Consider the following 26,216-nt stretch of genomic DNA (forward strand, 5'->3'; position numbering starts at 1 on the left):
GTTGTTGCGAGGGTGGGGCCAAGGCTTGCGAACTGGGGCAGCACGCCCGGCCCCGGCACCGCAGTGCAGAGGCCGGGCTTGCCGGCAGGGGAGGGATCAGCCCTTGCAGACGCTGGCGATGGCGCTAGCCAGCAAGTCCAGGCGCGTGGCGTCGATCCCGGCCACGTTGGCGCGGCCGGAACTGACCATGTACACGCTGTGCTGTTCACGCAGCGCCTGCACCTGAGCCGGGCTCAGGCCGGTGTAGGAGAACATCCCGCGTTGCACGCCGATATGGGCGAAGCGCTCGGCCAGGCCATGGGGTTGCAAGGCTTCCACCAGGCCGGCGCGCAGTTGCGCGATGCGCTGGCGCATGGCTTCCACTTCGTCGATCCACAGGCGCTTGAGTTCGGCATCGCCGAGGATGGTGGCGACCACCGCCGCGCCATGATCCGGTGGCGTGGACCACAGGTTGCGGGCGATATGGGCCAGTTGGCTGCGCACATCGAGCAGTTTCTCGGCATCCTGGGTGCAAACGATCAGGGCGCCGGTCCGGTCGCGGTACAGGCCGAAGTTCTTCGAACAGGAACTGGTGATCAGCACTTCCGGCAGTTCGGCGGCGAACAGCCGCACGGCCCAGGCATCCTGCTCCAGGCCGTCGCCGAAGCCCTGGTAGGCGAAGTCGATCAGCGGCAGCAGCTGGCGGCTGCGTACCACGTCCAGCACCCGCTGCCAGTCGGCGTGGCCGAGGTCGAAGCCGGTGGGGTTGTGGCAGCAGGCGTGCAGCAGCACCACGTCGCCCTCGGGCACCTGGTTCAGGGTCGCCAGCATGGCCTCGACGTCCAGGCGGTTGTCGCTGCCCACATAGGGGTAGTGACTGACCTTGACCCCGGCCGCGGCGAAGATCGTCTCGTGGATCGGCCAGGTCGGGTTGCTCAGCCACACGCCACGGCCCGGCAGGCAGTGGGCGATGAAGTCGGCGCTCAGGCGCAGGGCGCCAGTGCCGCCCGGGGTCTGGGTGGCGCCAGCGCGCTGGGTGGCGATCAGTTTCGAATCGCTGCCCAGCACCAGTTCATTGATCACCTTGCCGAAGGCCGCGTCGCCGTGGCCGCCGATGTAGATCTTGGTGTCCTGGCGATCCACCAGGCGCTGTTCGGCCAGCTTCACCGAGCGCGGGATCGGCGTCAGGCCCTGGGCGTCCTTGTAGACCCCCACGCCGAGGTCGAACTTGTTCGGGTTGGGATCGCTGGCGTAGGCCCCCATCAGGCCGAGAATCGGGTCGCCGGGAACCCGGCCGATGGCGTCGAAGTGCATTACTTGCGTCCTTCTGCGGTCTTGGCCACTTCATCGGTGCGGGCGGCCATGATGAAGTCGTTGCGGTGCAGGCCCTTGATCGAGTGGCTCCACCAGGTCACGGTCACCTTGCCCCACTCGGTGAGCAGGCCCGGGTGGTGGCCTTCGGCCTCGGAGATCTCGCCCATGGCGTTGGTGAAGGCCAGGGCGAACTTGAAGTTCTTGAACAGGAAGACTTTTTCCAGCTGCATCACACCATCGCGAACTTCGATGTTCCAGTCAGGGATCTGCTTGATCAGTACCGGCAGTTCTTCGTCGCTGACTTGAGGAGCATCGGCACGGCAGGCTTCGCAATGGGCTTGGTTCAGAGCGGTCATGGTGGGTTCCCAGGATTCAATTCTTGTTGGAAGTTACTATCTTTCGCAGCGGCTCGCGAGTGCGGGCCGCTCAGGCCGCCTTGGGTTTTGGCGGAAACTTGGGTGCATGCAGGCCCAGCTGCATGCCTTGGTGGACCAGGGCCATGATGTCTTCGTGGGCCAGGTCGAACAGGCGCTTGAGGTTGGGCAGGGTGAAATAGATCGGCTGCAGGATGTCGATGCGATACGGCGTGCGCATGGCTTCCAGCGGGTCGAAGGCCTGGTGTTCCGGCTCTTCGGACAGGCTGTACACGGTCTCCTTGGGCGAGGACAGGATGCCGCCGCCGTAGATGCGCCGCCCGGCCGGGGTGTCCACCAGGCCGAACTCGATGGTCATCCAGTACAGGCGCGCCAGGTACACCCGCTCTTCCTTGGTGGCTTGCAGGCCGAGCTTGCCATAGGTGTGGGTGAATTCGGCGAACCAGGGGTTGGTCAGCAGCGGGCAGTGGCCAAAGATCTCATGGAAGATATCCGGCTCTTGCAGGTAGTCGAGTTCTTCGCGGGTGCGAATGAAGGTCGCCACGGGAAAGCGCTTGCTGGCCAGCAGTTCGAAGAAGGTCTGGAAGGGGATCAGCGCCGGTACCCGGGCCACTTGCCAGCCGGTGGTTTCACCCAGGACCTTGTTGATTTCGCCCAGTTGCGGAATACGGTCGTGGGGCAATCCGAGCTTGTCGATGCCGTCCAGGTATTCCTGGCACGCACGCCCCTCGATCACTTTCAACTGGCGTGTGATCAAGGTGTTCCACACCGCGTGTTCTTCGGGTGGATAGTCGATAAAACCTTGCGCGTCGGGCTCGCGGGCCACGTACTGCGTCTGCTTCATGCTGCTCTCCTGCCAGGGGATGCGTTCTTGTTATGTGTGACCCCAGTGTTACCCGAGGGTGCGACGCTTTGCAGCAGGTAGCCGATGGCCACGGAAGGCCGTTGAGCGCATATTTGTAAAGTAATCGTTACGAAATAGCTGAAGGCTCCGCCCTGTTATGGGTTTTCAGGTTTGAAAAAGCCGTTTGCTGTCACATAATCTTGACGATTATCTGCGCCATGTCGCAGAAAGTTTGCAAAGGCCGATGCCATAAGCGTCGGTTTCCGGCGCTTATGCCTTTCACTGTCAGTCCCAGGGCCTTCCTTCTATGCGTATCAAAGTTCACTGCCAGAATCGCATCGGCATCCTGCGCGACATTCTCAACCTGCTGGTGGAATACGGGATCAACGTAGCCCGTGGCGAGGTGGGGGGCGAGCATGGCAATGCCATCTATCTGCACTGCCCGAACCTGATCAACCTGCAGTTCCAGGCGCTGCGCCCCAAGTTCGAGTCCATCGCCGGGGTGTTTGGCGTCAAGCGGGTCGGGTTGATGCCCAGCGAGCGCCGGCACATGGAGCTCAATGCGCTGTTGGGGGCCCTGGAGTTCCCGGTGCTCTCCATCGACATGGGCGGCTCCATCGTGGCGGCCAACCGCGCCGCAGCGCAGTTGCTGGGGGTGCGGGTGGACGAGGTGCCGGGCATTCCCCTGTCGCGCTACGCCGAAGACTTCGACTTGCCGGAACTGGTGCGGGCCAACCAGTCGCGGATCAACGGGCTGCGGGTCAAGGTCAGGGGCGATGTGTTCCTGGCGGACATCGCGCCGCTGCAATCGGAACATGACGACAGCGAAGCCATGGCCGGCGCGGTATTGACCTTGCACCGGGCGGATCGCGTTGGCGAGCGCATCTACAACGTGCGCAAGCAGGAGCTGCGGGGCTTCGACAGCATCTTCCAGAGTTCGAAGGTCATGGCGGCGGTGGTGCGTGAGGCCCGGCGCATGGCGCCGTTGGATGCGCCGCTGCTGATCGAGGGCGAGACCGGGACCGGCAAGGAGCTGCTGGCCCGTGCCTGTCACCTGGCCAGCCCGCGCGGGCAGTCGCCGCTGATGGCCCTGAACTGCGCCGGGTTGCCGGAGTCCATGGCCGAGACCGAACTGTTCGGCTACGGCCCCGGCGCCTTCGAGGGCGCTCGGGCAGAAGGCAAGCTGGGGCTGCTGGAGCTGACCGCCGGTGGCACCCTGTTTCTCGACGGGGTAGGGGAGATGAGCCCGCGCCTGCAGGTCAAGCTGCTGCGCTTTCTGCAGGATGGCTGCTTCCGTCGGGTCGGCAGCGATGAAGAGGTGTACCTGGATGTGCGGGTGATCTGCGCGACCCAGGTGGATCTTTCCGAGTTGTGCGCCAGGGGCGAGTTCCGCCAGGACCTCTATCACCGGCTGAATGTGCTGTCCCTGCACATTCCGCCGTTGCGCGAATGCCTCGATGGCCTGACCCCCCTGGTGGAGCATTTTCTCGACCAGGCCAGTCGGCAGATCGGTTGCCCGTTGCCGCGTCTGGCGCCGGCGGCCATGGAACGCCTCAGCCACTACCACTGGCCGGGCAATGTGCGGCAACTGGAGAACGTGCTGTTTCAGGCGGTTTCCCTGTGCGATGGCGGGACGGTGAAGACCGAACACATCCGGCTGCCGGACTACGGTGCGCGCCAGCCGCTTGGCGACTTTTCCCTGGAGGGGGGCCTGGAGCAGATTGTCGGGCGCTTTGAAAAGGCCGTGCTCGAGAGTCTGTACGCCGAACACCCCAGTAGCCGTCAGTTGGGCAAGCGGCTGGGGGTCTCCCACACCACCATCGCCAACAAACTGCGCGAATACGAGGTCGGCAAGAATGCCGGCGACAATCCCTAGGCTGTATCCGGGCCGTTACTTGCCGGTAGCGGCATAAGACCGCCGTTTTTCCGTCTTCTGTCAGCGCTGTTTTTTCCTCTGTAATCAGGCAAAGCCTTGCCCCGCCTGGGGATTAACGCTGCGTTAAAAAGTTGGTGCACTTATTGCTTATGGCTTCGCAGTACAGCGGTGGGCGGCAAACGTCCGGCAGACAGAGGAAAGACTGTGGACAAGTACCTTTATGTGGCAATGACCGGCGCCAGCCAGAATGCACTGGCGCAAAAGGCTCATGCCAACAATCTGGCGAACATCTCTACCAATGGTTTTCAGCGCGACCTGGAGCAGGCCCGTGCGATGCCGGTATTTGGTGACAGCTTTCCGGCGCGCGCCTTTGCCATGAGCGAGCGCCCGGCAACGGATTTCAGTGCCGGCTCGATGGTGGAGACCGGTCGTGACCTGGACGTGGCCGTCAGCGGCAACGGCTGGATCGCCGTGCAGAGCCCCGACGGCAGCGAAAGCTATGTGCGTACCGGCAGTTTGAATGTCGACGCCCTGGGTGTGCTGCGCGCCGGCAACGGCATGCCGGTGATGGGCAATGGCGGCCCGATCGCCGTGCCGCCCGAGCAGAAGATCGAAGTTGGCCAGGACGGCACCATCAGTATCCGTGCCATGGGCGAGGGCCCGCGGGTCATGGCCGAGGTCGACCGCATCAAGCTGGTCAACCCGGACATCAAGAACCTCACTAAAGGCCTGGACGGTTCGATCAAGACCAAGGACGGCCAGCCGGCACCCGCCGACGCTAACGTCCAGTTGGTCTCGGGTTTCCTTGAGTCGAGCAACGTCAACGCCGTGCAGGAAATGACCGCGGTGCTGGCCCTGTCCCGGCAGTTCGAATTGCACGTGAAGATGATGAACAGCGCCAAAGAAGACGACCAGGCCATGGCTCGGGTCTTGCAGATCAGCTAATTACCAGTATCTAGCGCCGTAAAACAGGCGCGAGAGGAGAATTGAATGCTTCCGGCTCTATGGGTTGCCAAAACCGGTCTGTCCGCCCAGGACACCAACCTGACCGTCATTTCCAACAACCTGGCGAACGTCTCGACCACAGGCTTCAAACGTGATCGCGCCGAGTTCCAGGACCTGCTGTACCAGATCAAGCGTCAGCCGGGGGCCCAGTCCACCCAGGACAGCGAGCTGCCAACCGGCCTGCAGGTCGGTACCGGTGTGCGCATTGTCGGCACCCAGAAGAACTTCACCGCCGGCAGTCTGCAGACCACCGAGCAGCCTCTGGACCTGGCCATCAACGGCCGCGGTTTCTTCCAGATCCTGCAGCCCGATGGCACCACGGCCTATACCCGTGACGGCACCTTCCACCTGAACTCCAATGGCCAGATCGTCACTGCCAGCGGTTTTGCCCTTGAGCCGGCGATTGTCGTGCCCAACGACGCGCAGACCTTCACCGTGGGCCAGGACGGCACCGTGTCTATCACCGTCGCCGGCAACCCGGCATCCCAGGTGATCGGCAACCTGCAAACCGCCGACTTCATCAACCCGGCCGGCTTGCAGGCCCAGGGTAACAACCTGTTCCTGGAAACCGCCTCCAGCGGCGCGCCGCAGATCGGTACCCCGGGCCTCAACGGTTTCGGCACCACGCTGCAGAACACCCTGGAAGCCTCCAACGTCAGCACCGTTGAGGAGATGGTCAACATGATCACTACTCAGCGCGCTTACGAGATGAACTCCAAGGTGATCTCCACCGCGGACCAGATGCTCTCGTTCATTACGCAGAAGCTGTAATCAAGTCTTGAGGTCGCCACGGGTCTGAAGTGGCGTACCGGCAACATCGTGAGGAAGGGTCATGAATCGGTTTATTTGTGTTCTAGCGCTGAGTGGGAGTGCCGTGCTCGCGGGCTGTGTCGCCCCGCCGCCCAAGCCCAATGACCCTTATTACGCGCCGGTGCTGCCGCGTACGCCGCTGCCTTCCGCGTCCAACAACGGTTCGATCTACCAGGCTGGCTTCGAGCAGAACCTGTACAGCGACCGCAAGGCGTTCCGGGTCGGTGACATCATCACCATCACCCTCAACGAGCGGACCAACGCCAGCAAGGGTGCCAACTCGGCACTGACCAAGACCAGTTCCAACAGCATTGGCCTGACCTCGTTGTTCGGTGCGGTACCCAACACCAACAACCCGCTGGGCAGCGGCGATCTGTCCTTGAATGCCGGCTACAATGGCAATCGCGCCACCAAGGGCGACAGCAAGGCAGCCCAGAGCAATAGCCTGACCGGTTCGATCACTGTGACCGTGGCCGACGTACTGCCCAATGGCATCATCGCGGTGCGTGGCGAGAAGTGGATGACCCTCAATACCGGCGATGAGCTGGTGCGGATTGCCGGCCTGGTGCGGGCGGACGACATCGCCACCGACAACACCGTGTCCTCGACCCGGGTCGCGGATGCGCGCATTACCTATTCGGGCACCGGTTCATTCGCCGATGCCAACCAGCCTGGCTGGTTCGACCGTTTCTTCCTCAGCCCGCTGTTCCCTTTCTAGGTGATGAAAAGACTCATGCTCAATTTCAAGCACCTGATGGCGGCGGCGTTGTTGCTGTCCACTTCCCTTGGCGTCCAGGCCGAGCGGTTGAAGGACATCGCCAGCATTTCCGGCGTGCGTTCCAACCAATTGATCGGCTATGGCCTGGTGGTCGGGCTTAACGGTACCGGCGACCAGACCACCCAGACGCCGTTCACCCTGCAGACCTTCAACAACATGCTGTCGCAGTTCGGCATCAAGGTGCCGGCCGGCTCCGGCAACGTGCAACTGAAGAACGTCGCGGCGGTGTCGGTGAGTGCCGATCTGCCGGCGTTCGCCAAGCCAGGCCAGCAGGTGGATATCACCGTGTCCTCCATTGGTAACTCCAAGAGCCTGCGCGGCGGCACCTTGCTGCTGACGCCGCTCAAGGGTATCGACGGCAACGTCTACGCCATCGCCCAGGGCAACCTGGTGGTCGGTGGTTTCGATGCCGAAGGGCGCGACGGTTCGAAGATCACCGTCAACGTACCGTCGGCCGGGCGGATTCCTGGTGGCGCCTCGGTCGAGCGTGCCGTGCCCAGTGGTTTCAACCAGGGCAACAGCCTGACCCTGAACCTCAACCGTTCGGATTTCACCACCGCCAAGCGCATCGTCGACAAGATCAACGACATGCTCGGCCCAGGCGTGGCCCAAGCCATCGACGGTGGCTCGATCCGGGTGACCGCGCCCCTGGACCCAAGCCAGCGTGTGGACTACCTGTCGATCCTGGAGAACCTGGAGATCGATCCGGGGCAGGCGGTGGCCAAGGTCATCATCAACTCCCGTACCGGCACCATCGTCATTGGCCAGAACGTCAAGGTCTCGCCGGCGGCGGTGACCCACGGCAGCCTGACCGTGACCATTACCGAAGACCCGATCGTCAGCCAGCCCGGCCCTCTGTCCAATGGCCAGACCGCGGTGGTGCCCCGCTCGCGGGTCAATGCTCAGCAGGAAGCCAAGCCGATGTTCAAGTTCGGCCCGGGCACCACTCTGGATGAGATCGTCCGGGCGGTGAACCAGGTGGGCGCGGCGCCAGGCGACTTGATGGCCATCCTCGAAGCCTTGAAACAGGCCGGCGCCTTGCAGGCCGACCTGATCGTGATTTGAGGTGAGCGCCATGGATATTCGTAAGAGCGGACTGATTGGCAGCGGCGACTCCGGGTCTTACTCGGACCTCAACCGCCTGCAGCAACTGAAGGTCGGCGACAAGGACGGCGAAGCCAACGTGCGCAAGGTGGCGCAGGAGTTCGAGTCGCTGTTTCTCAATGAAATGCTCAAGTCCATGCGCAAGGCCACTGACGTCATAGGCCAGGACAACCCGCTCAATACCCCGGCGGCCAAGCAGTACCAGGACATGTACGACCAGCAGTTGGCGGTGTCCCTGTCTCGCGAGGGGGGCGGTATCGGCTTGGCCAATGTGCTGATGCGCCAGATGATGAAGAACAAGCCGGCTCATCCGAATGCGGCCACCACGACTTTGCCGGCCGCGGCGCCGGTGGCGACTCCGACGCCGATCGCTGCCGGTACCACGGCCCAGGATGGTCCGTTGAGCCGGGTCAATGGCCAGCGCCCGATGTGGGCGTCGCGGGCCCACGATCCTTTGCGCACGAGCGTGGCGCATAACGACATGGTGCTGCTCAACCAGCGGCGTCTGTCCCTGCCCAGCAAACTCACCGATCGCCTGTTGACCGGCATCGTGCCGTCGGCCGGCGCCGTCGAGGGCGGTGTGCAGAACGCCGCGCCGACCCGCAACAGCCCGGCCGCCGATGCCGTGCTGCGGGGCGAGTGGCGGGTCAATCAGGGCTACGCCGCGTCCCAGGGCAAGATGCGGGTCTATGGCCGGGCCATGGCTCAGCCACCGCTGGCACCGGCCAAGCGTGCCTTCAGTTCCGCCGACGACTTCGTTGCCACCATGCTGCCGATGGCGCAGCAGGCGGCCCAGCGTATCGGGATCGATCCACGCTACCTGGTGGCCCAGGCCGCCCTGGAAACCGGTTGGGGCAAATCGGTGATGCGCCAGCAGGATGGCAGCAGCAGCCACAACCTGTTCGGCATCAAGGCCGGCAGCAGTTGGCAGGGGGCACAGGCCCGGGCGATCACCAGCGAGTTCCGCAACGGGCAGATGGTCAAGGAGACGGCGGCGTTCCGTTCCTACGATTCCTATCAGGACAGCTTCCACGATCTGGTGACCTTGTTGCAGAGCAACAATCGCTATCAAGAAGTGCTGAAGGTGGCCGATAAACCAGAACAGTTTGTTCGCGAGTTGCAAAAAGCCGGGTATGCAACGGACCCGGATTACGCAAGCAAGATTTCGCAGATAGCCAAGCAGATGAAGAATTACCAGAACTACGCTGCGGCTGGCGTTTCCACGAATTTATAAGGTCTGAATCATGAGTTTGCTCAATATCGGGATGTCGGGGCTGGCCGCCAGCCAAACGTCGTTGATGACCACGGGTAACAACATTGCCAACGCCGATACCGCCGGGTACTCGCGTCAGCAGACCGTGCAGGGCACCAAGGCCTCCAGCCAGAATGGCAATGTCTTCATCGGCACCGGCACCACCCTGGCGGACGTGCGCCGGGTCTATAACAGCTTCCTCGATGCCCAGTTGCGCACCGCCACCTCGCTCAACAGCGATGCCGCGGCGTTCCAGGGGCAGATCAGCCCGATCGACCAATTGCTCTCGGACAGCGGCACCGGCATGACCGGCGCCCTGACCAAGTTCTTCGCCTCGGTGCAGAACCTCAACGCCAAGCCTACCGACGAGGCTTCCCGGCAGTTGCTGCTCAGCGACACCCAGGCCCTGAGCAACCGTTTCAACTCGGTATCCAGCCAGCTCAACCAGCAGAACACCAATATCAACGGCAACCTGGCGAACATGGCGGACCAGGTCAACAAGCTGGCCAACACCGTGGCCCAGCTCAACCAGAAGATTTCCGAGCTGTCGACCAACGGCAATGGCATGCCCAACGACCTGCTCGATGCGCGTAATGAAACCGTGCGCCAGCTTTCGACCTTCATCGGCGTGCAGGTCTCGGAGCGTGGTTCCAGCGTCGATCTGTACCTGGGCAGCGGCCAGCCGCTGGTCATGGGTAACTCGGCCAATACCCTGGAAGTGGTGCAAGGCAAGAACGACCCTAGCCGCTCCGCGCTGCAGTTGAACCGGGGCTCGAGCAGCATCGACATCACCAACCTCACCACCGGTGGCGAGATCGGCGGCCTGCTGCGCTACCGCAGCGAAGTGCTGGATCCGGCGATGAACGAGCTGGGCCGCGTAGCCCTCGTGGTCGCCGACCAGATGAACAGCCTGATGGCTCAGGGCATCGACAAGAACGGTGATTTCGGCGGCAACCTGTTCAACGACATCAACAGTGCGCGGATGATCAGCCAACGCAGCATTGGCAGTGCCACCAACAGCGCAGGCTCGGGCAACTTCGATGTCACCATCAAGGACACCGGCAAGCTGAGCACCAGCGACTACACCGTGACCTTCAGCAGTGCCACCGACTACAGCGTCAAGCGCTCCGATGGCACCGACATGGGCAGCTTCAGCACCACCACCAGCCCGGCACCGGTGATCGACGGCTTCTCGCTGAAACTCAATGGTACGGTCGGTGCTGGCGACAGCTTCAAGATCACCCCGACCCGCAACGCCGCTACCACCATCCAGACCGAAATGACCGACCCCAAGCGCCTGGCCCTCGCGGCCCCGCTGAAGGCCGAGCTGGCCGCCGGGCTCAAGAGCTCCCTGAGCATTTCCGCGCAGCCTTCCTTGAGCGTGCCGATCGACAACTACGACGCCGCAGCCAAGCTTGAGATGCAGACCGCAATCAAGAACTCGGGTCCGGTCAAAGTGGTGTTCAATGCGCCGGCAGGCGGCAGCCAGAGCTACGACTATTTCGATGCCAAGGGCAACAAGATGGGCAGCGGCTCCATCGTGCCCGGGCAGACCAATACCCTCAATCTGCAGATCAACATGCTGGATGCCAACGGTGTGCCGATCACCGACGGCGGCACGCCACCGGTGACCAAGACGTTCGGCGTACAGATGACCGTGGCCGGCGCTCCCGCCGCCGGCGACAGCATGAACATCTCGGTGAATGGCGCCGGTTCTTCGGATAACCGCAACGGCCTGGCGCTGGCCGGTTTGCAGAGCAAGCAGACCGTCGATACAGGTTCTGCCAGCAAGGGCATCACCCTGGTGGATGCCTACGGCAAGCTGATCGAGAACGTCGGTGCCAAGGCCAGTCAGGGCAGCCTCGACAGCGCCGCTACCGGCACCATCCTGGCTAACGCCAAGGGCGCCCGGGACTCTCTGTCCGGGGTCAACCTGGATGATGAGACCGGCAACCTGGTCAAGTACCAGCAGTACTACACAGCGTCGTCGCAGATCATCAAGGCTGCGCAGGAAACCTTCAGCACGCTGATCAACAGCCTTTAAGGAGTCGTAGCCCATGCGCATTTCCACCTCCCAGTTTTACGAGTCCTCGGCTACCAACTACCAGAAGAACTTTTCCAAAGTGGTCCAGAGCAGCGAAGAGGCCAGCAGCCTGGTTCGCGTCAAGACCGCTGCCGACGATCCGGTAGGTGCCGCTCGCCTGCTGCAGCTGGGCCAACAGGCTTCGTTGCTGGACCAGTACAAGACCAATACCAACTCGATCAAGGCCTCCCTGGGCCAGACCGAATCGGTGATGACCAGCATCAACAACGTGCTGGCCCGCGCCAAGGAACTGGCCTCCGGTGCCGGCAACGCCGGTTACACCGACGCCGACCGCCAGGCCAATGCTTCGGAACTGGGGCAGATCGAAGAACAGTTGCTGAGCCTGATGAACTCCCAGGACGAAAACGGCAAGTACATCTTCGGTGGTTCCAAGGACGACGTTCCGCCGTTCAGCCGCAACTCCGATGGCACCTACAGCTACAACGGTGACCAGAGCAGCCTGCAACTGCCGGTGGGCGACACCATGATGATGGCCGCCAACAGCACCGGTTGGGACGTGTTCCAGCAGGCGCTGAACACCAGCCGCAGCCAGGTCACCATGACCGCGCCAGCCGTGGATGATGGGCGGATCTCCCTATCCAACGGCCAGGTGTCCAACAACGGTGCCTACAACAGCCAATTCCGCAGCGGCGAGCCTTACACCGTGTCCTTCGTGTCGGGCACCCAGCTGAAGATCGTCGACGGCAGTGGCAACGATGTAACGGCCGAGGCCAGCCAGGGCGGTGTTTTCGGCACTACACCGAACCAGACCGTGAGCTTCCGTGGGGTCGACCTGAGCCTGAACGTCAACCTCAAGTCCGGCGACGACGCCAACGCCGTGCTGCCTGGGCATACCTTCACCCTGGGCTCCAAGCCGGACACCTTCAACGTGGCGCGCTCGCCGGGCAACCCGAGCATGACTCAGGTCTCGAACACCAGCATTACCGACCCGGTGGCCTACAACTCCACCTTCCCCAGTGGTTCGGCGATCCTCAAGTTCACCAGCGCTACCAATTTCGATCTGTACGCTGCGCCACTGACCGCTGATAGCAAGCCGGTGTCCTCGGGCGTGGTCGGGCCGGGTAACGTCGCCACCGCGGCGGGCGTGAGCTTCACCCTGACCGGCGCGCCTTCTCCGGCGGCCAACGATCAGTTCAGTGTGTCGGTCAATACCCACGAGACCCAGAACATACTGGATACCGTGAGCCAGCTGAAAAACGCCTTGAACACGCCGACCGCCGGCAACACCCTGGCGACCCAGAAGCAACTGGCCGACCTCGCCTCGGGGATGGCCAACCTGGCCAGTGGCATCGACCAGTTGTCCATCGGTATCAGCTCAGTGGGTGGTCGTGGTTCGGCCCTGGACACCCAGAGCGAAATCAACGAAAGCCTGGCGGCTGCCAACACCAAGACCCGCTCGGCCATCAGCGACTCCGATCCGGCCGAAGTGATGACCCGCCTGACCCTGCAACAGACCATGCTGCAAGCCTCGCAGCTGGCCTTCAGCAAGATTGCCCAACTGGGGCTGTTCAACAAGGTCTGAGTGCGTGGCGTTCGGGCTGGCGCCCGGACGCCGCGATCTTCGAGCAGCCAGCCGTCTTTTTTAAGCGGTCTTGCAGCCCTGGCATCACTGGCCAGGGCTCGCCGCTCGAGAGTTTCCCGCCGTGAGCCAAGCCCCTCTAGTCAGCATCGTCATTCCCGCCTTCAACCCACGCTTCTTCAGCCAGGCTCTGGAAAGTGCCTTGGCGCAGACCTATCAGCCACTGGAGATCGTTGTTTGCGATGACAGTGCCGGCGATGAAATCCAGCAGATTGTCGAGAGCTTCGTCGAGCCGGTGCACCCTGTGCGTTATCTGCGCAATCCGCAGCGCCTTGGATTGCAGAAAAATATCCTGCGCTGCGTCGAGGAGGCTCGCGGTGAGCTGATCAAGGTCCTGTGTGACGACGATCGGCTGTTCGCTCCGAGTATCGCCCTGCAGGCTCCGGTGCTGCTCGATAACCCCGATGTCAGTCTGGTGTGCGCGCTGCGGGTGTTCAGTGATGCGGGGAATTTCATCCTGCCGTCGCGAGTCGATAACTGTCGCTTTACCCATGACAATGCGGTGCTCAAGGGCGATGACATGCTGGCGATTTTCGAGAGCACGCCGCGCAATTTCCTCGGTAACTTCAGTTCCGCGCTGATGCGTCGTGCCGATGTGCTGGAGCTGCTTCCGGCGTTGATCCAGGAAGGCGCCGGTTTTGTCGCGCTGCTGGATTTTGCCCTGTTCATCTGTCTGATGCGTCGCGGCAATCTGGCAGCGCAGGTGACGGTATTAGGTTGCGAGCGACTTTATTCTGGGCGTCTGAGTAATACGCCGGAAATGCTCAAACTGGCGAAGAATGAGTGGACCTGGTTGGTGCAGATGCTGGCCGCGCGCAGCGGTGAATCGGCGCCGGCGGCGGGGTGGGTGCGTTATGTCGATCTGTCGCGGGTAGCCGAGCAGCCGCGTAACTGGCAAGAGCTTTGCGTGACCCGTGTGCTGGGTAATCGCAGTACGGTGGTTGATGGTCGGGTCGGTGGCGAGTGCATCAGCTACGAGGGCTTCTATCGGGAATGGCTGTCAGTGCGCAAATTCTCGGCGGTGGAACAGCGGCTGATGCCTCAGCGCATCGACAGCTGGCCGCGACGGGTGCAGTTGGTAGTGGTGGTTCTTGATTTCGAAGGCGATAGCGAAGCGCTTGCGCGGACCCTGGACAGCATCGATGCTCAGTTGTACGCCCCTGCGGCGGTGCTGGTGTTGTCGAGGGGCGAAGCCCTAGTGGCAGAGCGAGAGCGAGTCCTGCTCCAGCCGTTGCGCGAGGACTGGGTGCAACAGCTTAATGAATTGATACCGCAGTTGGAGGGAGGGGATTGGTTTTATCTGCTGCAGGCCGGTGACCGATTGCAGCAGTCGGCCCTACTGATCCTTGCCGAGCGCATTGCCAATACTCCAGCCATGCTGTGTGCCTATAGCGACGAAGGTGCGCTGGTTGAAGGCGAGTCGTCGGAGCCGGTATTCAAGCCCGACTTCAACCTCGACCTGATGCGCTCCTATCCCTATGTCGGCCGCGCCCTGGCTTTTTCTCGCGCGCGCTTCATGGTCGAGGGCGGTTTTGATCCGGCCCGCGGTGAGCTGGCGCCCCATGATCTGCTGTGGCGGATGGTGGAGACCGCTGGGCCACAGACTATCGAGCATATTGCCGATATCCAGTTGGAGTCCGAGTTGAGCTTTGCCCAGTGGTTGTCACGGCCCCAGGTGATTGAGGGCAGTGAAGGGCTGGTGGCAGCGCATCTGCAGCGGATTGGCGTGGAGCACCGGATTGTTCATGATGATCTGCCCTTGCTCAATCGTATTGACTATCTGCATGGCAGCCGGCCACTGGTGTCGATTCTTCTGCCGTGCGGCGACTCTCTGGCGACGTTGCAGCGCTGTGTCGAAAGCCTGATCGAGCAGACTGCCTATAGCCACTACGAGATTGTGCTGGTGGATGCCGGCAGCCGAGATCCTGCGATGACGGATTGGTTGGCGGCCATGGCTCAGTTGGGCGGCGCAATGCTACGGGTTCTGCCTTATGCCGGTCCGAACAACCATGCAGCGCTGATCAACAGCGCGGCGAGCCAGGCTCGTGGCGACTACCTGTTGCTGCTTAATCCGAGGGCGTTGATCTGTAGCGGTGACTGGCTGGATGAGTTGCTCAATCAGGCCCAGCGTCCTGAGGTGGGGGTCGTTGGCGCGCGTCTGTTGGATGTCGACGGTTGCATTCTCCAGGCCGGTCAGGTGCTGGGGATGGCTGGGCCAGCAAGCTCGCCCTTTGTCGGTGAAGCCATGGGGGCCCGGGGTTACATGCAGCGGTTGCAGGTGGTGCAGAACTGGAGTGCGGTCAGTGGTGATTGCCTGATGGTACGCAAGGAGGTCTTCGATAGCCTGGGCGGTCTGGATAAGCAGGCATTCGCTGGCGAGCTCGGAGAAACCGATCTGTGCCTGCGGATCGACCGCAATGGCTATCTGGTGGTCTGGACGCCGTACGCCAGCCTGATTCTGACACCGGCCTCCGTCGTCAGTGATGACCGTGAACAGCAGCAGGCACGTGAGGTCGAGCAAGAGCGCTTCTATCGGCAGTGGATGCCCAAGGTTGCGCGCGATCCGGCCTATAACCCGGCTTTAAGCCTGGGCTACTCCAGCTTCAGCCTGGAGCCTTCGTTGCGCAACAACTGGAATCCGTTCTGCAGTCGGGCGTTGCCGTTGATCCTGGGTCTGCCAGTCAACAGTTCTGCAGTGGGGCATTACAGGGTGACGGGGCCGCTAACGGCGCTGGAGGAAGCGGGACGGGTAATTGGTCGAGTGGCCTACGAGTCGCCGTCCACGGTAGAGATCGAGCGTTTGTCGCCGGATACCATCATCCTGCAGTGTCGGTACAGCGATGGCGCGGCCAGTGACATTCTGCGGATGAAAAAGTACTCCAGTGCCCTGCGGGTTTTCGAACTCGACGACTACATCGTCAGTGCGCCGAAGAAGAACACCCATGCCCGTAACAAGCCTGTGAACACCGAGCAGATGCTGCGCGAGGGGATTGGCCTGTGCGATCGCGTAGTGGTGACTACCCAGCCTCTGGCTGATGCGTTGTCGAGTATGCACAGCGATATCCGCGTGGTGCCCAACATGCTGGCGCTCGACCCCTGGGCCAGCTTGACCAGTCGTCGTGGCACCTCCCGCAAGCCTCGGGTGGGCTGGGGCGGTGGCACCAGCCATACCGGAGACCTGGAGATCATTGCCGAGGTGGTGCGCGAGCTGGCCAACGAAGTTGAATGGGTATTCTTCGGTATGTGCCCCGATAATCTGCGTCCTTACGTGCACGAGTTTCATCCGGTCACCGGTCTGCAGAACTACCCGTTCAAGCTGGCGAGCCTGAACCTGGATCTGGCGCTGGCGCCCCTGGAGTTCCATATATTCAACGACTGCAAAAGCAACTTGCGGCTATTGGAGTACGGTGCCTGCGGTTATCCGGTGATCTGCACCGATACTGAGGCCTATCGCGGTTTCTTGCCTTGTACCAAGGTTCGCAGCAACAGCACCGAGGAGTGGTTGCAGGCTATCCGCATGCATTTGGCCGATCCGGTTGCCAGCTACCGCATGGGGGATGAGTTGCGCGAGGCGGTGCATCGCGACTTCATGCTGCGCGACGACAACCTGCGGCATTGGCTATGGGGATGGTTGGCGGATTGATCTGATCAGGGCTCGTGATCGCCTTGTCGCGAGCCGGTTTTCCCCATCGTCGCCCTGTCGGGGCTGCTGTATGTATCGTCCTCTGCCGTGCCCCAAGCGCCGCTTGCGTAATTGGCGCACTTCCTGCAGGTCCTCTTCATATCGCCATAAAACCTTCACTGCAACGTGGTGCAAGGTAGCCGTTGGCTGCGAATGAATATTTGCGTCTGGCGCTAAACCAGGCCTCAAGAGGGCTGATTCAGCCCACGAAGAGCAAGAGGACAGTGATGAAAGCAGTAATTCTGGCGGGTGGGCTGGGTACGCGAATCAGCGAGGAGTCTCACCTCAAGCCCAAACCCATGATCGAAATCGGTGGCAAGCCAATTCTTTGGCACATCATGAAGCAGTATTCCGCCCACGGGATTCATGACTTCGTGATTTGCCTCGGCTACAAGGGCTACGCGATCAAGGACTTCTTCGCCAACTACTTTCTGCACACCTCGGATGTGACCTTCGACATGCGTAACAACCGCATGGATGTGCATCAGAACTACAGCGAGCCCTGGAGCGTGACGCTGATCGACACCGGGGAGGAAACCATGACCGGTGGGCGCCTGCGCCGCGCCGGCCGCTACCTGCAGGATGAAGAGGCGTTCTGCTTTACCTACGGCGACGGTGTCTCCGACCTGAACATTGGAGCCCTGGTGGACTTCCACAAGGCCCACGGCAAGCTGGCCACCGTGACTGCGGTACAACCACCAGGCCGTTACGGGGCCCTGGAGCGTGATGGCGACCAGGTTCTGGGTTTCACCGAGAAGCCTCGTGGAGATGGTGGCTGGATCAACGGCGGGTTCTTCGTGCTCTCGCCCAAGGTGCTGTCTTATATCGCCGGCGACAGTACTACCTGGGAAGCCGACCCCCTGATTCAGTTGGCCAGGAACCAGCAATTACGCGCGTTCGAGCACAGTGGGTTCTGGCAGCCGATGGATACTCTGCGGGACAAGAATCATCTGGAACAGCTCTGGCAAAGCGGGGAGGCCCCGTGGAAGCAGTGGGACTGAGCTCGCAGTTCTGGCGTGGCAAACGTGTGCTGTTGACCGGGCATACCGGTTTCAAGGGCAGTTGGCTGAGCCTGTGGTTGCAGAGCTTGGGCGCCCAGGTCACGGGGTTTGCTCTGGACCCAGGCACCGACCCAAGCCTGTTCGATCTGGCGCGCGTCTACGAGGGCATGGATGACCAGCGCGGGGATCTGCGCGACCTGGGCCGCTTGTTGGAAGTACTGGCCCATGTACAACCGGAAATTGTCCTGCACCTGGCTGCCCAGCCACTGGTTCGCGAGGCTTACCGCGACCCCTTGGGTACCTATTCGAGCAATGTCATGGGCACCCTCAATCTGCTGGAGGCCATTCGCCAAGTGGGCGGAGTGCGTGCCTGCGTGCTGGTGACCACCGACAAGGTCTACGCCAACCAGGAGTGGTTGTGGCCCTATCGGGAAAATGAGCCCCTGGGTGGCCATGACCCCTATAGCAGCAGCAAAGCCTGCTGCGAGTTGTTGGCGCAATCCTATGCGTCCTCTTTCTTCGCAACTGGACGCTATGCCGAACACGGCCTGGCATTGGCCACGGCACGGGCGGGGAACGTCCTGGGTGGTGGCGACTTCGCCCCCGAGCGATTGATCCCCGATGTGCTCAAGGCCTGGTCCGCCGATGAACCGGTGACCTTGCGTTATCCCCAGGCTGTGCGCCCCTGGCAGCATGCCCTGGAGCCCCTGGCCGGTTATCTGCAACTGGCGGCTGGCCTGTACGAGCAAGGTCCGCAATACGCCGGGGCCTGGAACTTCGGTCCCGGCGAGCAGGACATGTGCAGCGTCGGTGACGTGGTGGAGTTGCTGGCCCGGCAATGGCCCGAAGCCCCGGGTTTGCGGATCGAGCCCAGTGAGTTGCACGAAGCCGGTCTGCTGCGCCTGGACAGCAGTCGCGCGCGACAGTTGCTCGGCTGGAAACCTCGCTGGAGTCTGGAGCAATGCCTGGCGCAGACCCTGGATTGGCACCTGGCCTGGAAGAGCGGCGCGGATATGCATGCGGTGACTCTGGGGCAGTTGAACCTGTATCGGGGGGCGCTGTGAGCGAATTCCGGGTACTGGCCCTGCCGTTGGCCGGCTTGTGCGAGGTGCGCCACAAACGCTTCGAGGATCAGCGTGGGCATTTCTCGCGCTTGTTCTGCGAAGGCAGCCTGAGCGCCTTTGGTCAGCCGTTTCATATTCGTCAGATCAACCATTCCTGCACACGTGAACGGGGCAGTGTGCGTGGCCTGCACTATCAGACGGCCGCGCGCCCCGAGGCCAAACTCATCACCTGTCTGCGGGGCGAGGTTTGGGATGTGGCGGTAGATCTGCGCCCCGAGTCGCCGACGTTCCTGCATTGGCACGCCGAGCACCTGAAAGCGGGCGACGGCCGCAGTTTGTTGCTGCCTGCAGGTTTTGCCCATGGTTTCCAGGCCCTGAGCGAGGATGCCGAACTGCTGTACCTGCACAGCGCCGACTATGCCCCGGAACATGAGGCCGGGTTATCGGTGCGGGACCCTCGGCTGGCAATCGACTGGCCGCTGCCTGTCAATAATCTGTCGAGCAGGGACGCCAACCACCCCTTGCTCGATGGCGCATTCGCTGGAGTGAAACTATGAATTGCCGCGGTTGTGGCGCTCGCCTGAGCCTGCCCTTGATCGACCTGGGCACCTCGCCGCCCTCCAACGCTTACGTGCGTGTAGAGCAATTGGACCAGGCGGAGCAATGGGTGCCGTTGAAGGTCCAGGTCTGCCAGCAATGCTGGCTGGTGCAGACCGAGGATTACACCCGAGCTGATCATCTGTTCGACGCTGATTACGCCTACTTCAGTTCGTTCTCCAGCACCTGGCTCAAGCATGCCCAGGATTATGTGGCGCGGATGGTCGAGCGCTTTGCCCTGGATGCCGGGAGCCGGGTGGTGGAAGTCGCGGCGAACGATGGTTATCTGCTGCAGTACGTGGCCCAGCGCGGCATTCCCTGCCTTGGAGTCGAGCCGACCCGCAGTACCGCACAGGCGGCGCGGGACAAGGGGCTGCTGATCCGTGAGTCGTTCTTCGGCCGTGATACCGCCGCGCAGTTGCTGGCAGAGGGCTGGGCCGCCGACCTGATGGCGGCCAACAATGTGCTGGCCCATGTGCCGGACATCAACGACTTCCTCTGTGGTTTTGCCGCCCTGCTCAAGCCCACTGGCGTGGCGACTTTCGAGTTTCCCCAACTGCTGACCCTGATGGCCGGCCAGCAGTTCGACACTCTGTACCACGAGCACTACTCCTACTTGTCGTTGACTGCGGTCCAGGGCTTGTGCCAGCGCAACGGCCTGGAAATCTTCGATGTCGAAACCTTGCCCACCCATGGCGGTTCGCTGCGGGTGTTTGTGCAGCGAGACGATGGCCAGCGCCGTCCCGTGCTGGACAGCGTGGCGCGTCAGTTAAGGCTGGAGCAGGAGGCCGGGGTGAGCACGCCCGACTACTACCAGACCCTGGCGCCGGCGGCAGAGCGGATCAAGCACGAACTGCTGCGTTTCCTGCTCCAGGCCAAGGCCGAAGGCAAGCGCGTGGTGGGTTACGGAGCGGCGGCCAAGGGCAATACCTTGCTCAATTACGCCGGGGTCAAGCCCGACCTCCTGGCCTGGGTTGCCGATGCCAGCCCGCACAAGCAGGGCAAGTACCTGCCGGGCAGCCGGATTCCAGTGGTCGCGCCTGAGCGTATCGATCTGGAGCGACCGGACTATGTGCTGGTACTGCCGTGGAACCTGCTCGGTGAAGTCAGTGAGCAATTGGCCCAGGTGCGGCAATGGGGCGGGCGCTTCGTGATCGCCGTGCCCGAGTTGAGGCTGCTGTGAAGGGGATGACGGTGCTGGTCACCGGCGCTACCGGTTTCGTCGGCCAGCATCTGGTTGCTGCCTTGCTGGCCCGGGGATGCCGCGTGCGCGCGGTGGCGCGGAATGCGGGTAAGGCGCGGCAGATGCCCTGGTTCGAGGCGGTGGAGTTTCGCGCCCTGGATGTGCACACCCCGCAGCTTGATGTTGCGGCCCTGGTAGAGGGAGTCGATGCCTTGGCTCATCTGGCCTGGCCCGGGTTGCCTGACTATCAGGCGCTGTTTCACCTCGAGCACAACCTGATGGCGGATTACCGCTTGATCAAGGCCGTGGTCGAGGCCGGGGTGAGCCAGGTGCTGGTCACCGGTACCTGCTTCGAGTACGGCCTGCAAAGCGGGCCTTTGAGTGAGGCGCTCGAGCCCCGTCCAAGCAATCCCTACGGATTGGCCAAGCACAGCCTGCATCTGTTTTTGCAAGCCCTGCAGCAGCAACTGCCCTTCAGTTTGCAGTGGGCACGGCTGTTCTATCTGCATGGCCCGGGACAGAACCCCAAGAGCCTGCTGGCGGCGCTGGATCGAGCGATCGATGCCGGTGACGAGGTTTTCAATATGTCGGGCGGCGAACAACTGCGGGACTACCTGGGCATCGAGGAGGCGGCTGGCTACCTGGCTGCGCTGCTCGGTCAGCGAGGATTTTCCGGAGTGGTCAATTGCTCCAGTGGCCAGCCGATCTCCGTGCGTTCCCTGGTGGAGCAGCGTATCGCTCAGCGCGGTGCTTCGATCCGCCTGAATCTGGGGCATTACCCGTACCCGGACTACGAACCCATGGCGTTCTGGGGCTTGAACCAGCGCCTGGAGCAAATAACAGGAGCCGAACATGGCGCATGAGTTGTATCGGGTCACCGATTTGCCGGTGCTGCAGAATCGCACCTTCGCCGATGCCCAGAGTGCCCGTGCCTCGGCGTCTGCGGATATCGTCCTGGTGCAGGACCTGCACAGCGGCCTGATCTTCAATCAGGCCTTCGATGCCGACAAGCTGAGCTACGACAGCGACTATCAGAACGAGCAGGCACACTCGGCGCAGTTCCAGCAGCATCTGAAGGATGTCGAGGGCATCATCGCCCGGCACTTCAAGGGGCGGGAACTGATCGAGGTCGGTTGCGGCAAGGGCTATTTCCTCGAACTGCTGCGCAGTGAGGGCTACGCGATCACAGGGATCGACCCGGCCTACGAAGGGACCAACCCCGAGGTGATCAAGGCGCCGTTCACCCGCGGTCTGGGGCTGGCTGCCGAAGCGATCGTACTGCGCCATGTGCTGGAGCATATCGCCGATCCCCTGGCCTTTCTGGCGGAGATCGCTGATGCCAACCAAGGCGGGCAGATCTACATCGAAGTGCCGTGTTTTGACTGGATTCTCGAACACCGTGCCTGGTTCGACGTGTTTTATGAACACGTCAATTACTTCCGTCTTGAAGACCTGCAGCGCATGTTCGGCATCGTGCATGAGGCCGGGCATCTGTTTGGCGGCCAGTACCTGTACGTGGTGGCGGACCTGGGCAGTTTGAAGTCGACCTTGTCGGCGCCGGCCCAGCCGTTGCGGATGCCGGCGGATTTCACCGCCAGCATCGAGTGTGCCAAACGCATTATCCAGTCGGCGCCGCAAACCGCAGCCGGCATCTGGGGCGCTTCCTCCAAGGGCGTGATCTATTCCCTGTTCCTGCAACGGGCAGGCGTAGCGGTAGATCAAGTGGTGGATATCAATCCGGCCAAGCAAGGCCGTTACTTGCCACTGAGCGGCATGCGAGTGTCATCACCGCAAGAGGCCATGGAAGCATTGCCCGTGGGCGCCAATCTGTTCGTGATGAACTCCAACTACCTCGAAGAAATCAAGCGCATGACCGATGGCCGTTATGTCTATCACGCCGTCGATAGCGCTTCATTCAGCTAATTTGTCAGTGAGAATCGAACATGACCGAGAAAAACGTCATCCAAGCGTTTGAAGAAGAATGCCAGGCACAGATCAGTGCCCAGGGCCAGGATGAGAAGCTCAAGGGCCTGGCCCGTGACTTTTTCAATGAGTCCGCGCAGCACAAATACAGCTATCACTTCTCCTGGATGGGGCGGCCGATCATTCAGTTGCCCCAGGACATGATGGCGATGCAGGAGATCATCTGGCGGGTCAAGCCGGACCTGGTGATCGAATGTGGTATCGCCCATGGCGGTTCGATCATCTACTACGCCTCGCTGCTGGAATTGCAGGGGCATGGTGAAGTGCTGGGCATCGACCTGGACATCCGCGCCCACAACCGTGAAGCCATCGAGCAGCATCCGATGAGCAAGCGCATTCGCATGATCGAAGGTTCGAGCATCGATCCGGTCATCGCCGAGCAGGTTCGCGCTGCCGCGCAGGGCAAGAAGGTCATCCTGGTCCTGGACTCCAACCACACTCACGATCACGTGCTCGAAGAGCTGCGTCTGTATGCGCCGTTGGTGTCGGTCGACAGCTATTGCGTGGTCATGGATACCGTGGTCGAGGACATGCCGCCGACCTTCTTCCCTGATCGCCCATGGGGGCCAGGGGACAACCCGAAAACAGCGGTCTGGGCCTATCTGAAAGAGAACGCTGACTTCGAGATCGACTACCAGATGCAGAACAAGTTGCTGATCACCGTGGCGCCGGATGGTTACCTGCGTCGGGTTCGCTGAATATCAATGGTTGCAGGTTCCGGGCGCTTGGCCGGTTGTGGGGAAGGGCATATGTGGGTTGAAGACAAAGCAATGAACAGTAGCGCAGCGCCGATGAGCGAACGTTTCACTCTGGTGGTGATGACCCACAATCGCAAGGCGTTCCTGCAACGCACCTTGCAGTACTACAGCACCTATCCCTGCTCGATCCTGGTTCTGGATTCTTCCCAGGAGGCGGACGAGTCTCTGGCCGAGCGCTATCCCGAGGTCGACTACCGGCATCTGCCGCAGTTCGGCTACAAGGGCCTGCAGGACAAGCTGACTTACGGTGTCAACCTGGTCAGCACGCCTTACATGGCGTTCGCTGCCGACGACGACTTCCTGATTCATGATGCCCTGAATGCATCGGTGGAGTTTCTTGAGGCCAATCCGGACTACGGTCTGTGCCATGGCTACGGGATGATGTACCTGGCCCGGGCAGCGGAAACCAACTACTACCGTCGAGATTGCCGGGTGATCGAGGATTATGCGTCCGACGATCCCCAGGATCGGGTCATGAGTTTCATGGGGCAGTTCCTGCCTCCGTTCTATGCCGTGACGCGCACCGACCTGCTGCGCCAGTGGTATAACCGGCTGCCGCCCGAAGTCAGTTTCGAGTGGCAGGAAATCGGCCACTGTTTCTATCTCCTGGCTTGTGCCAAGGCTCGGATCCTGCCGATTCCCTATGCCGTGCGCGAAGTCAATTATGGCGCTTCCGAGCACAATACCAACGTCTTGACGGTACTGACGTTCAAGGACGCCCGGTCGGTGCAGCAGCGTGAAGACTTTGCCGCGTTTCTCGCTACGCTGCCCAGCGGCTTCAGTGGCCGGGATCCGCAGCAGGTGAAGCAGATTGCCTTGGACAGTTTTGCGGCCATGGCCGAGTGCCTGCTTGCTGGACGCTCCCTCAGGGGGACGATGATTTTCCGTTCGGCCTGGGTCGAGGTGGGCGGTGAGCCGGTACGTTCCTTCGGTCCCGAGCAGTTTGTCGAAATGCCGTTCTACAACAAGCCGATGTTCGACCTTTTGACCCAGTTCGAATTTCTCATGCACGCCATGCCGGCGGGACGGGTCCAGCTCAAAGAGCTCGAAGGCGTGCTGTTGCGTCAGGAAGAGCTGATGCGGGTGCATTCCAACGACACTGTGCAGACCGTGCGCAGTCGTCTGTGGGAAGCCCTGACCTTGAACCTGTTCAACCGCGAGGTGGTCAAGCGCCTGGCCGAGTCGATGCGGGAGAGCGACGAGCCGGAGGAGGCCAGCAAGCTACAGGTCTGGGCCGAGCGGCTTGATTCGGTGCCTGGGCCGGACAGTCGTGCCCTGTTCAATGGCACGGAATCGGGACGTCTGCTCCGCTGGCTGGAGGCGCGTTCGCCGGAGCCGGCGCAGTTGAATGCCATCAATGCGCACCTGGCACGCCATGGCGGCGGTCCTCAAGTGCAGATCCTGCTGCTCGATCTCGACGCCGACATGGTCAAGCTGCAAGCCAGTCTTGACAGCCTGGTGGCTAGCCATTTCAAGGCTTTCAAGCTGGTGGTGCTGACCACCGGCGACTTGCCGGCCACCACCAGCGCTCAGGACGCCTTGCACTTCGTCAAGGTCACTGAGAGCAACTATGTAGAACGGATCAATCAGGCCCTGGCTCAGTCCCGTGCCGACTGGGTGCTGCTGGCCGAGGCCGGTGACCAGTTCACTGCCAGCGGCCTGTTGCGGGCCAGCCTCGAGCTGCTGGGTGCCGAAGGTATTCGTGCGGTTGCGATGGATGAAGTACAGCGCCGTAGTGATTTCACCCTGAGCCCGGTGTTCCGCCCAGGGTTCAACCTTGACCAGTTGCAAAGCGCGCCGGGATTGATGGCTCGGCACTGGCTGCTGCAGCGCGAAGCTCTGATGCAGATCGGCGGTTTTTCCAGCGATCTCAAGCAGGCATTGGAGTTCGATGTGCTGCTGCGATTGATCCAGGAGGGTGGCCTTGCTGGTCTGGCCCACCTGGCCGAACCGCTGTTGATCTGCCGTGTTCCGGCAGATGAGGCCAGCACCGAGGAGCGGCAGGTGCTGACCCGCCACCTGGCGGCACGGGGCTATCGCGCCCAGGTCAGTTCGGCGCAGCCGGGCACTTACCAGATCGACTATCAACATGCCGAACGGCCTCTGGTTTCCATCATCCTGGCGAGCCAGGATAACTTCGCCGAGTTGCAACGTTGCCTGGTCAGCGTACTGCAGCGCACCCGCTACCAGCGCTACGAAGTTCTGATCGCCGAAAACCATAGCCAGAACGCCGAGCTCGATAGCTGGCTGGCTAGCCTGGAGCGCCAGGGTGATCGTATTCGTGTGCTGCGCAGCGAGCAGCGCCTGAGCGTCTCGGCCCTGCACAACGCCGCGTGCCGTGAGGCCAAGGGCGAGTACCTGGTGCTGCTATCGTCGGATGCCGAGGTAGTCAACGCCAACTGGATCGAGAGCTTGCTCAATCAGGCCCAGCGCCCGGAGGTCGGAGTGGTTGGTGCACGATTGGTCAATGAGCGCGGCATGACCACCCAGGCGGGCCTGATCCTCGGCCTCAATGGTCATCTGGGCGCAGCCTTCGCCGGAGAGGCCAAGGATGCTCCGGGCTACATGAACAGCCTGTGGGTGGAGAAGAATTACTCGGCGGTATCCGGCGTCTGCCTGATGATCGCCAAGGCGTTGTTCGAGGCCGTAGGTGGTTTGGACGAGGAGCATTTCGACCAGGCCTTCGCCGATGTCGACCTGTGCCTGAAGGTGGCCGATGCCGGTTATTTGACCGTTGTGACTCCCCAGGCCCAGGTCATGCATCCGGGTACGCTGGCGGACAACCCGCAAGCGGCAGCGGCGCTGCGGGACAAGTGGGCGGTGCGCTTTGCGCAGGATACGGCCTACAACCAGAACCTGGCGCTGACTGGCAAGGGCTTTGCGCTGGGGGCCGCGAGCGCGGTGAACTGGAACCAGTTGCTGGGATAAG

20 protein-coding genes are annotated in these 26,216 nt (G+C 62.0%); 17 read left to right on the top strand and 3 right to left on the bottom strand.

Features of this window, described 5'->3' with window-relative positions:
- Positions 1–96: 96 nt before the first annotated feature.
- The 3 genes from KCG88_RS27685 to phhA form a co-directional block, all read right to left on the bottom strand.
- Positions 97–1,293: an amino acid aminotransferase gene (locus tag KCG88_RS27685; RefSeq protein WP_210713568.1), complete on the bottom strand. Its 1,197-nt coding sequence runs from the start codon at positions 1,291–1,293 to the stop codon at positions 97–99.
- Entirely contained in the window at positions 1,293–1,649 is a 357-nt protein-coding gene (locus tag KCG88_RS27690) for a 4a-hydroxytetrahydrobiopterin dehydratase (RefSeq protein WP_007930096.1), read from the bottom strand. Before KCG88_RS27690 ends, KCG88_RS27685 begins: the two co-directional genes overlap by 1 nt.
- 70 nt (positions 1,650–1,719) lie before the next feature.
- Complete coding sequence (gene phhA, locus KCG88_RS27695; protein ID WP_011059947.1) at positions 1,720–2,511, bottom strand: phenylalanine 4-monooxygenase; 792 nt, start codon at positions 2,509–2,511, stop codon at positions 1,720–1,722.
- A 307-nt stretch (positions 2,512–2,818) separates the two neighbouring features.
- On the opposite strand from phhA, the gene KCG88_RS27700 reads away from it, so the two are divergent.
- From KCG88_RS27700 to KCG88_RS27780, 17 genes are all read left to right on the top strand, one after another.
- Complete coding sequence (locus tag KCG88_RS27700; RefSeq protein ID WP_047284476.1) at positions 2,819–4,387, top strand: sigma-54-dependent phenylalanine hydroxylase transcriptional regulator PhhR; 1,569 nt, start codon at positions 2,819–2,821, stop codon at positions 4,385–4,387.
- A gap of 204 nt (positions 4,388–4,591) precedes the next feature.
- Positions 4,592–5,332: a flagellar basal-body rod protein FlgF gene (gene flgF / locus KCG88_RS27705; protein ID WP_041116646.1), complete on the top strand. Its 741-nt coding sequence runs from the start codon at positions 4,592–4,594 to the stop codon at positions 5,330–5,332.
- A 45-nt stretch (positions 5,333–5,377) separates the two neighbouring features.
- Positions 5,378–6,163, top strand: coding sequence for a flagellar basal-body rod protein FlgG (gene flgG, locus KCG88_RS27710; protein ID WP_047284479.1), 786 nt, complete (start codon positions 5,378–5,380; stop codon positions 6,161–6,163).
- A 61-nt stretch (positions 6,164–6,224) separates the two neighbouring features.
- Complete coding sequence (gene flgH, locus KCG88_RS27715) at positions 6,225–6,920, top strand: flagellar basal body L-ring protein FlgH (RefSeq protein ID WP_047284481.1); 696 nt, start codon at positions 6,225–6,227, stop codon at positions 6,918–6,920.
- A 15-nt stretch (positions 6,921–6,935) separates the two neighbouring features.
- The gene (locus tag KCG88_RS27720) at positions 6,936–8,045 is read left to right on the top strand and encodes a flagellar basal body P-ring protein FlgI (RefSeq protein ID WP_011059952.1); all 1,110 of its coding nucleotides are present in this window, start codon (positions 6,936–6,938) and stop codon (positions 8,043–8,045) included.
- Between the two features lie 10 nt (positions 8,046–8,055).
- A complete protein-coding gene (flgJ, locus tag KCG88_RS27725; RefSeq protein ID WP_047284483.1) occupies positions 8,056–9,318 on the top strand; it encodes a flagellar assembly peptidoglycan hydrolase FlgJ in 1,263 nt (420 codons plus the stop codon).
- A 10-nt stretch (positions 9,319–9,328) separates the two neighbouring features.
- Positions 9,329–11,380 (top strand): flagellar hook-associated protein FlgK, encoded by a 2,052-nt coding sequence (flgK, locus tag KCG88_RS27730; protein ID WP_047284484.1) that lies wholly within the window; start codon positions 9,329–9,331, stop codon positions 11,378–11,380.
- A gap of 13 nt (positions 11,381–11,393) precedes the next feature.
- A complete protein-coding gene (locus tag KCG88_RS27735) occupies positions 11,394–12,962 on the top strand; it encodes a flagellar hook-associated protein 3 (RefSeq protein ID WP_047284486.1) in 1,569 nt (522 codons plus the stop codon).
- 121 nt (positions 12,963–13,083) lie between these two features.
- Complete coding sequence (locus KCG88_RS27740) at positions 13,084–16,662, top strand: glycosyltransferase (protein WP_210713569.1); 3,579 nt, start codon at positions 13,084–13,086, stop codon at positions 16,660–16,662.
- A gap of 266 nt (positions 16,663–16,928) precedes the next feature.
- Complete coding sequence (rfbF, locus tag KCG88_RS27745) at positions 16,929–17,702, top strand: glucose-1-phosphate cytidylyltransferase (protein WP_047284490.1); 774 nt, start codon at positions 16,929–16,931, stop codon at positions 17,700–17,702.
- The gene (rfbG, locus tag KCG88_RS27750) at positions 17,684–18,766 is read left to right on the top strand and encodes a CDP-glucose 4,6-dehydratase (protein WP_047284493.1); all 1,083 of its coding nucleotides are present in this window, start codon (positions 17,684–17,686) and stop codon (positions 18,764–18,766) included. Before rfbF ends, rfbG begins: the two co-directional genes overlap by 19 nt.
- Positions 18,763–19,323, top strand: a complete 561-nt coding sequence (gene rfbC / locus KCG88_RS27755) for a dTDP-4-dehydrorhamnose 3,5-epimerase (protein ID WP_047284495.1) — start codon at positions 18,763–18,765, stop codon at positions 19,321–19,323. Before rfbG ends, rfbC begins: the two co-directional genes overlap by 4 nt.
- Positions 19,320–20,546: a class I SAM-dependent methyltransferase gene (locus KCG88_RS27760; RefSeq protein WP_210713570.1), complete on the top strand. Its 1,227-nt coding sequence runs from the start codon at positions 19,320–19,322 to the stop codon at positions 20,544–20,546. The genes rfbC and KCG88_RS27760 overlap by 4 nt, the downstream gene beginning before the upstream one ends.
- A 5-nt stretch (positions 20,547–20,551) precedes the next feature.
- The gene (locus KCG88_RS27765; RefSeq protein ID WP_047284677.1) at positions 20,552–21,409 is read left to right on the top strand and encodes an NAD(P)-dependent oxidoreductase; all 858 of its coding nucleotides are present in this window, start codon (positions 20,552–20,554) and stop codon (positions 21,407–21,409) included.
- Positions 21,399–22,469 carry a class I SAM-dependent methyltransferase gene (locus KCG88_RS27770; RefSeq protein ID WP_047284500.1) on the top strand — a complete coding sequence of 357 codons (1,071 nt, stop codon included), beginning with the start codon at positions 21,399–21,401 and terminating at the stop codon, positions 22,467–22,469. Before KCG88_RS27765 ends, KCG88_RS27770 begins: the two co-directional genes overlap by 11 nt.
- A 20-nt stretch (positions 22,470–22,489) precedes the next feature.
- Positions 22,490–23,227 carry a cephalosporin hydroxylase family protein gene (locus KCG88_RS27775; RefSeq protein WP_210713571.1) on the top strand — a complete coding sequence of 246 codons (738 nt, stop codon included), beginning with the start codon at positions 22,490–22,492 and terminating at the stop codon, positions 23,225–23,227.
- Positions 23,228–23,278: 51 nt separating this feature from the next.
- Positions 23,279–26,215 carry a TIGR00180 family glycosyltransferase gene (locus KCG88_RS27780; RefSeq protein ID WP_210713572.1) on the top strand — a complete coding sequence of 979 codons (2,937 nt, stop codon included), beginning with the start codon at positions 23,279–23,281 and terminating at the stop codon, positions 26,213–26,215.
- Position 26,216: the final 1 nt, after the last annotated feature.

Source organism: Pseudomonas sp. MWU349, assembly GCF_017947325.1.
Taxonomy (GTDB): Bacteria; Pseudomonadota; Gammaproteobacteria; order Pseudomonadales; family Pseudomonadaceae; genus Aquipseudomonas; species Aquipseudomonas protegens.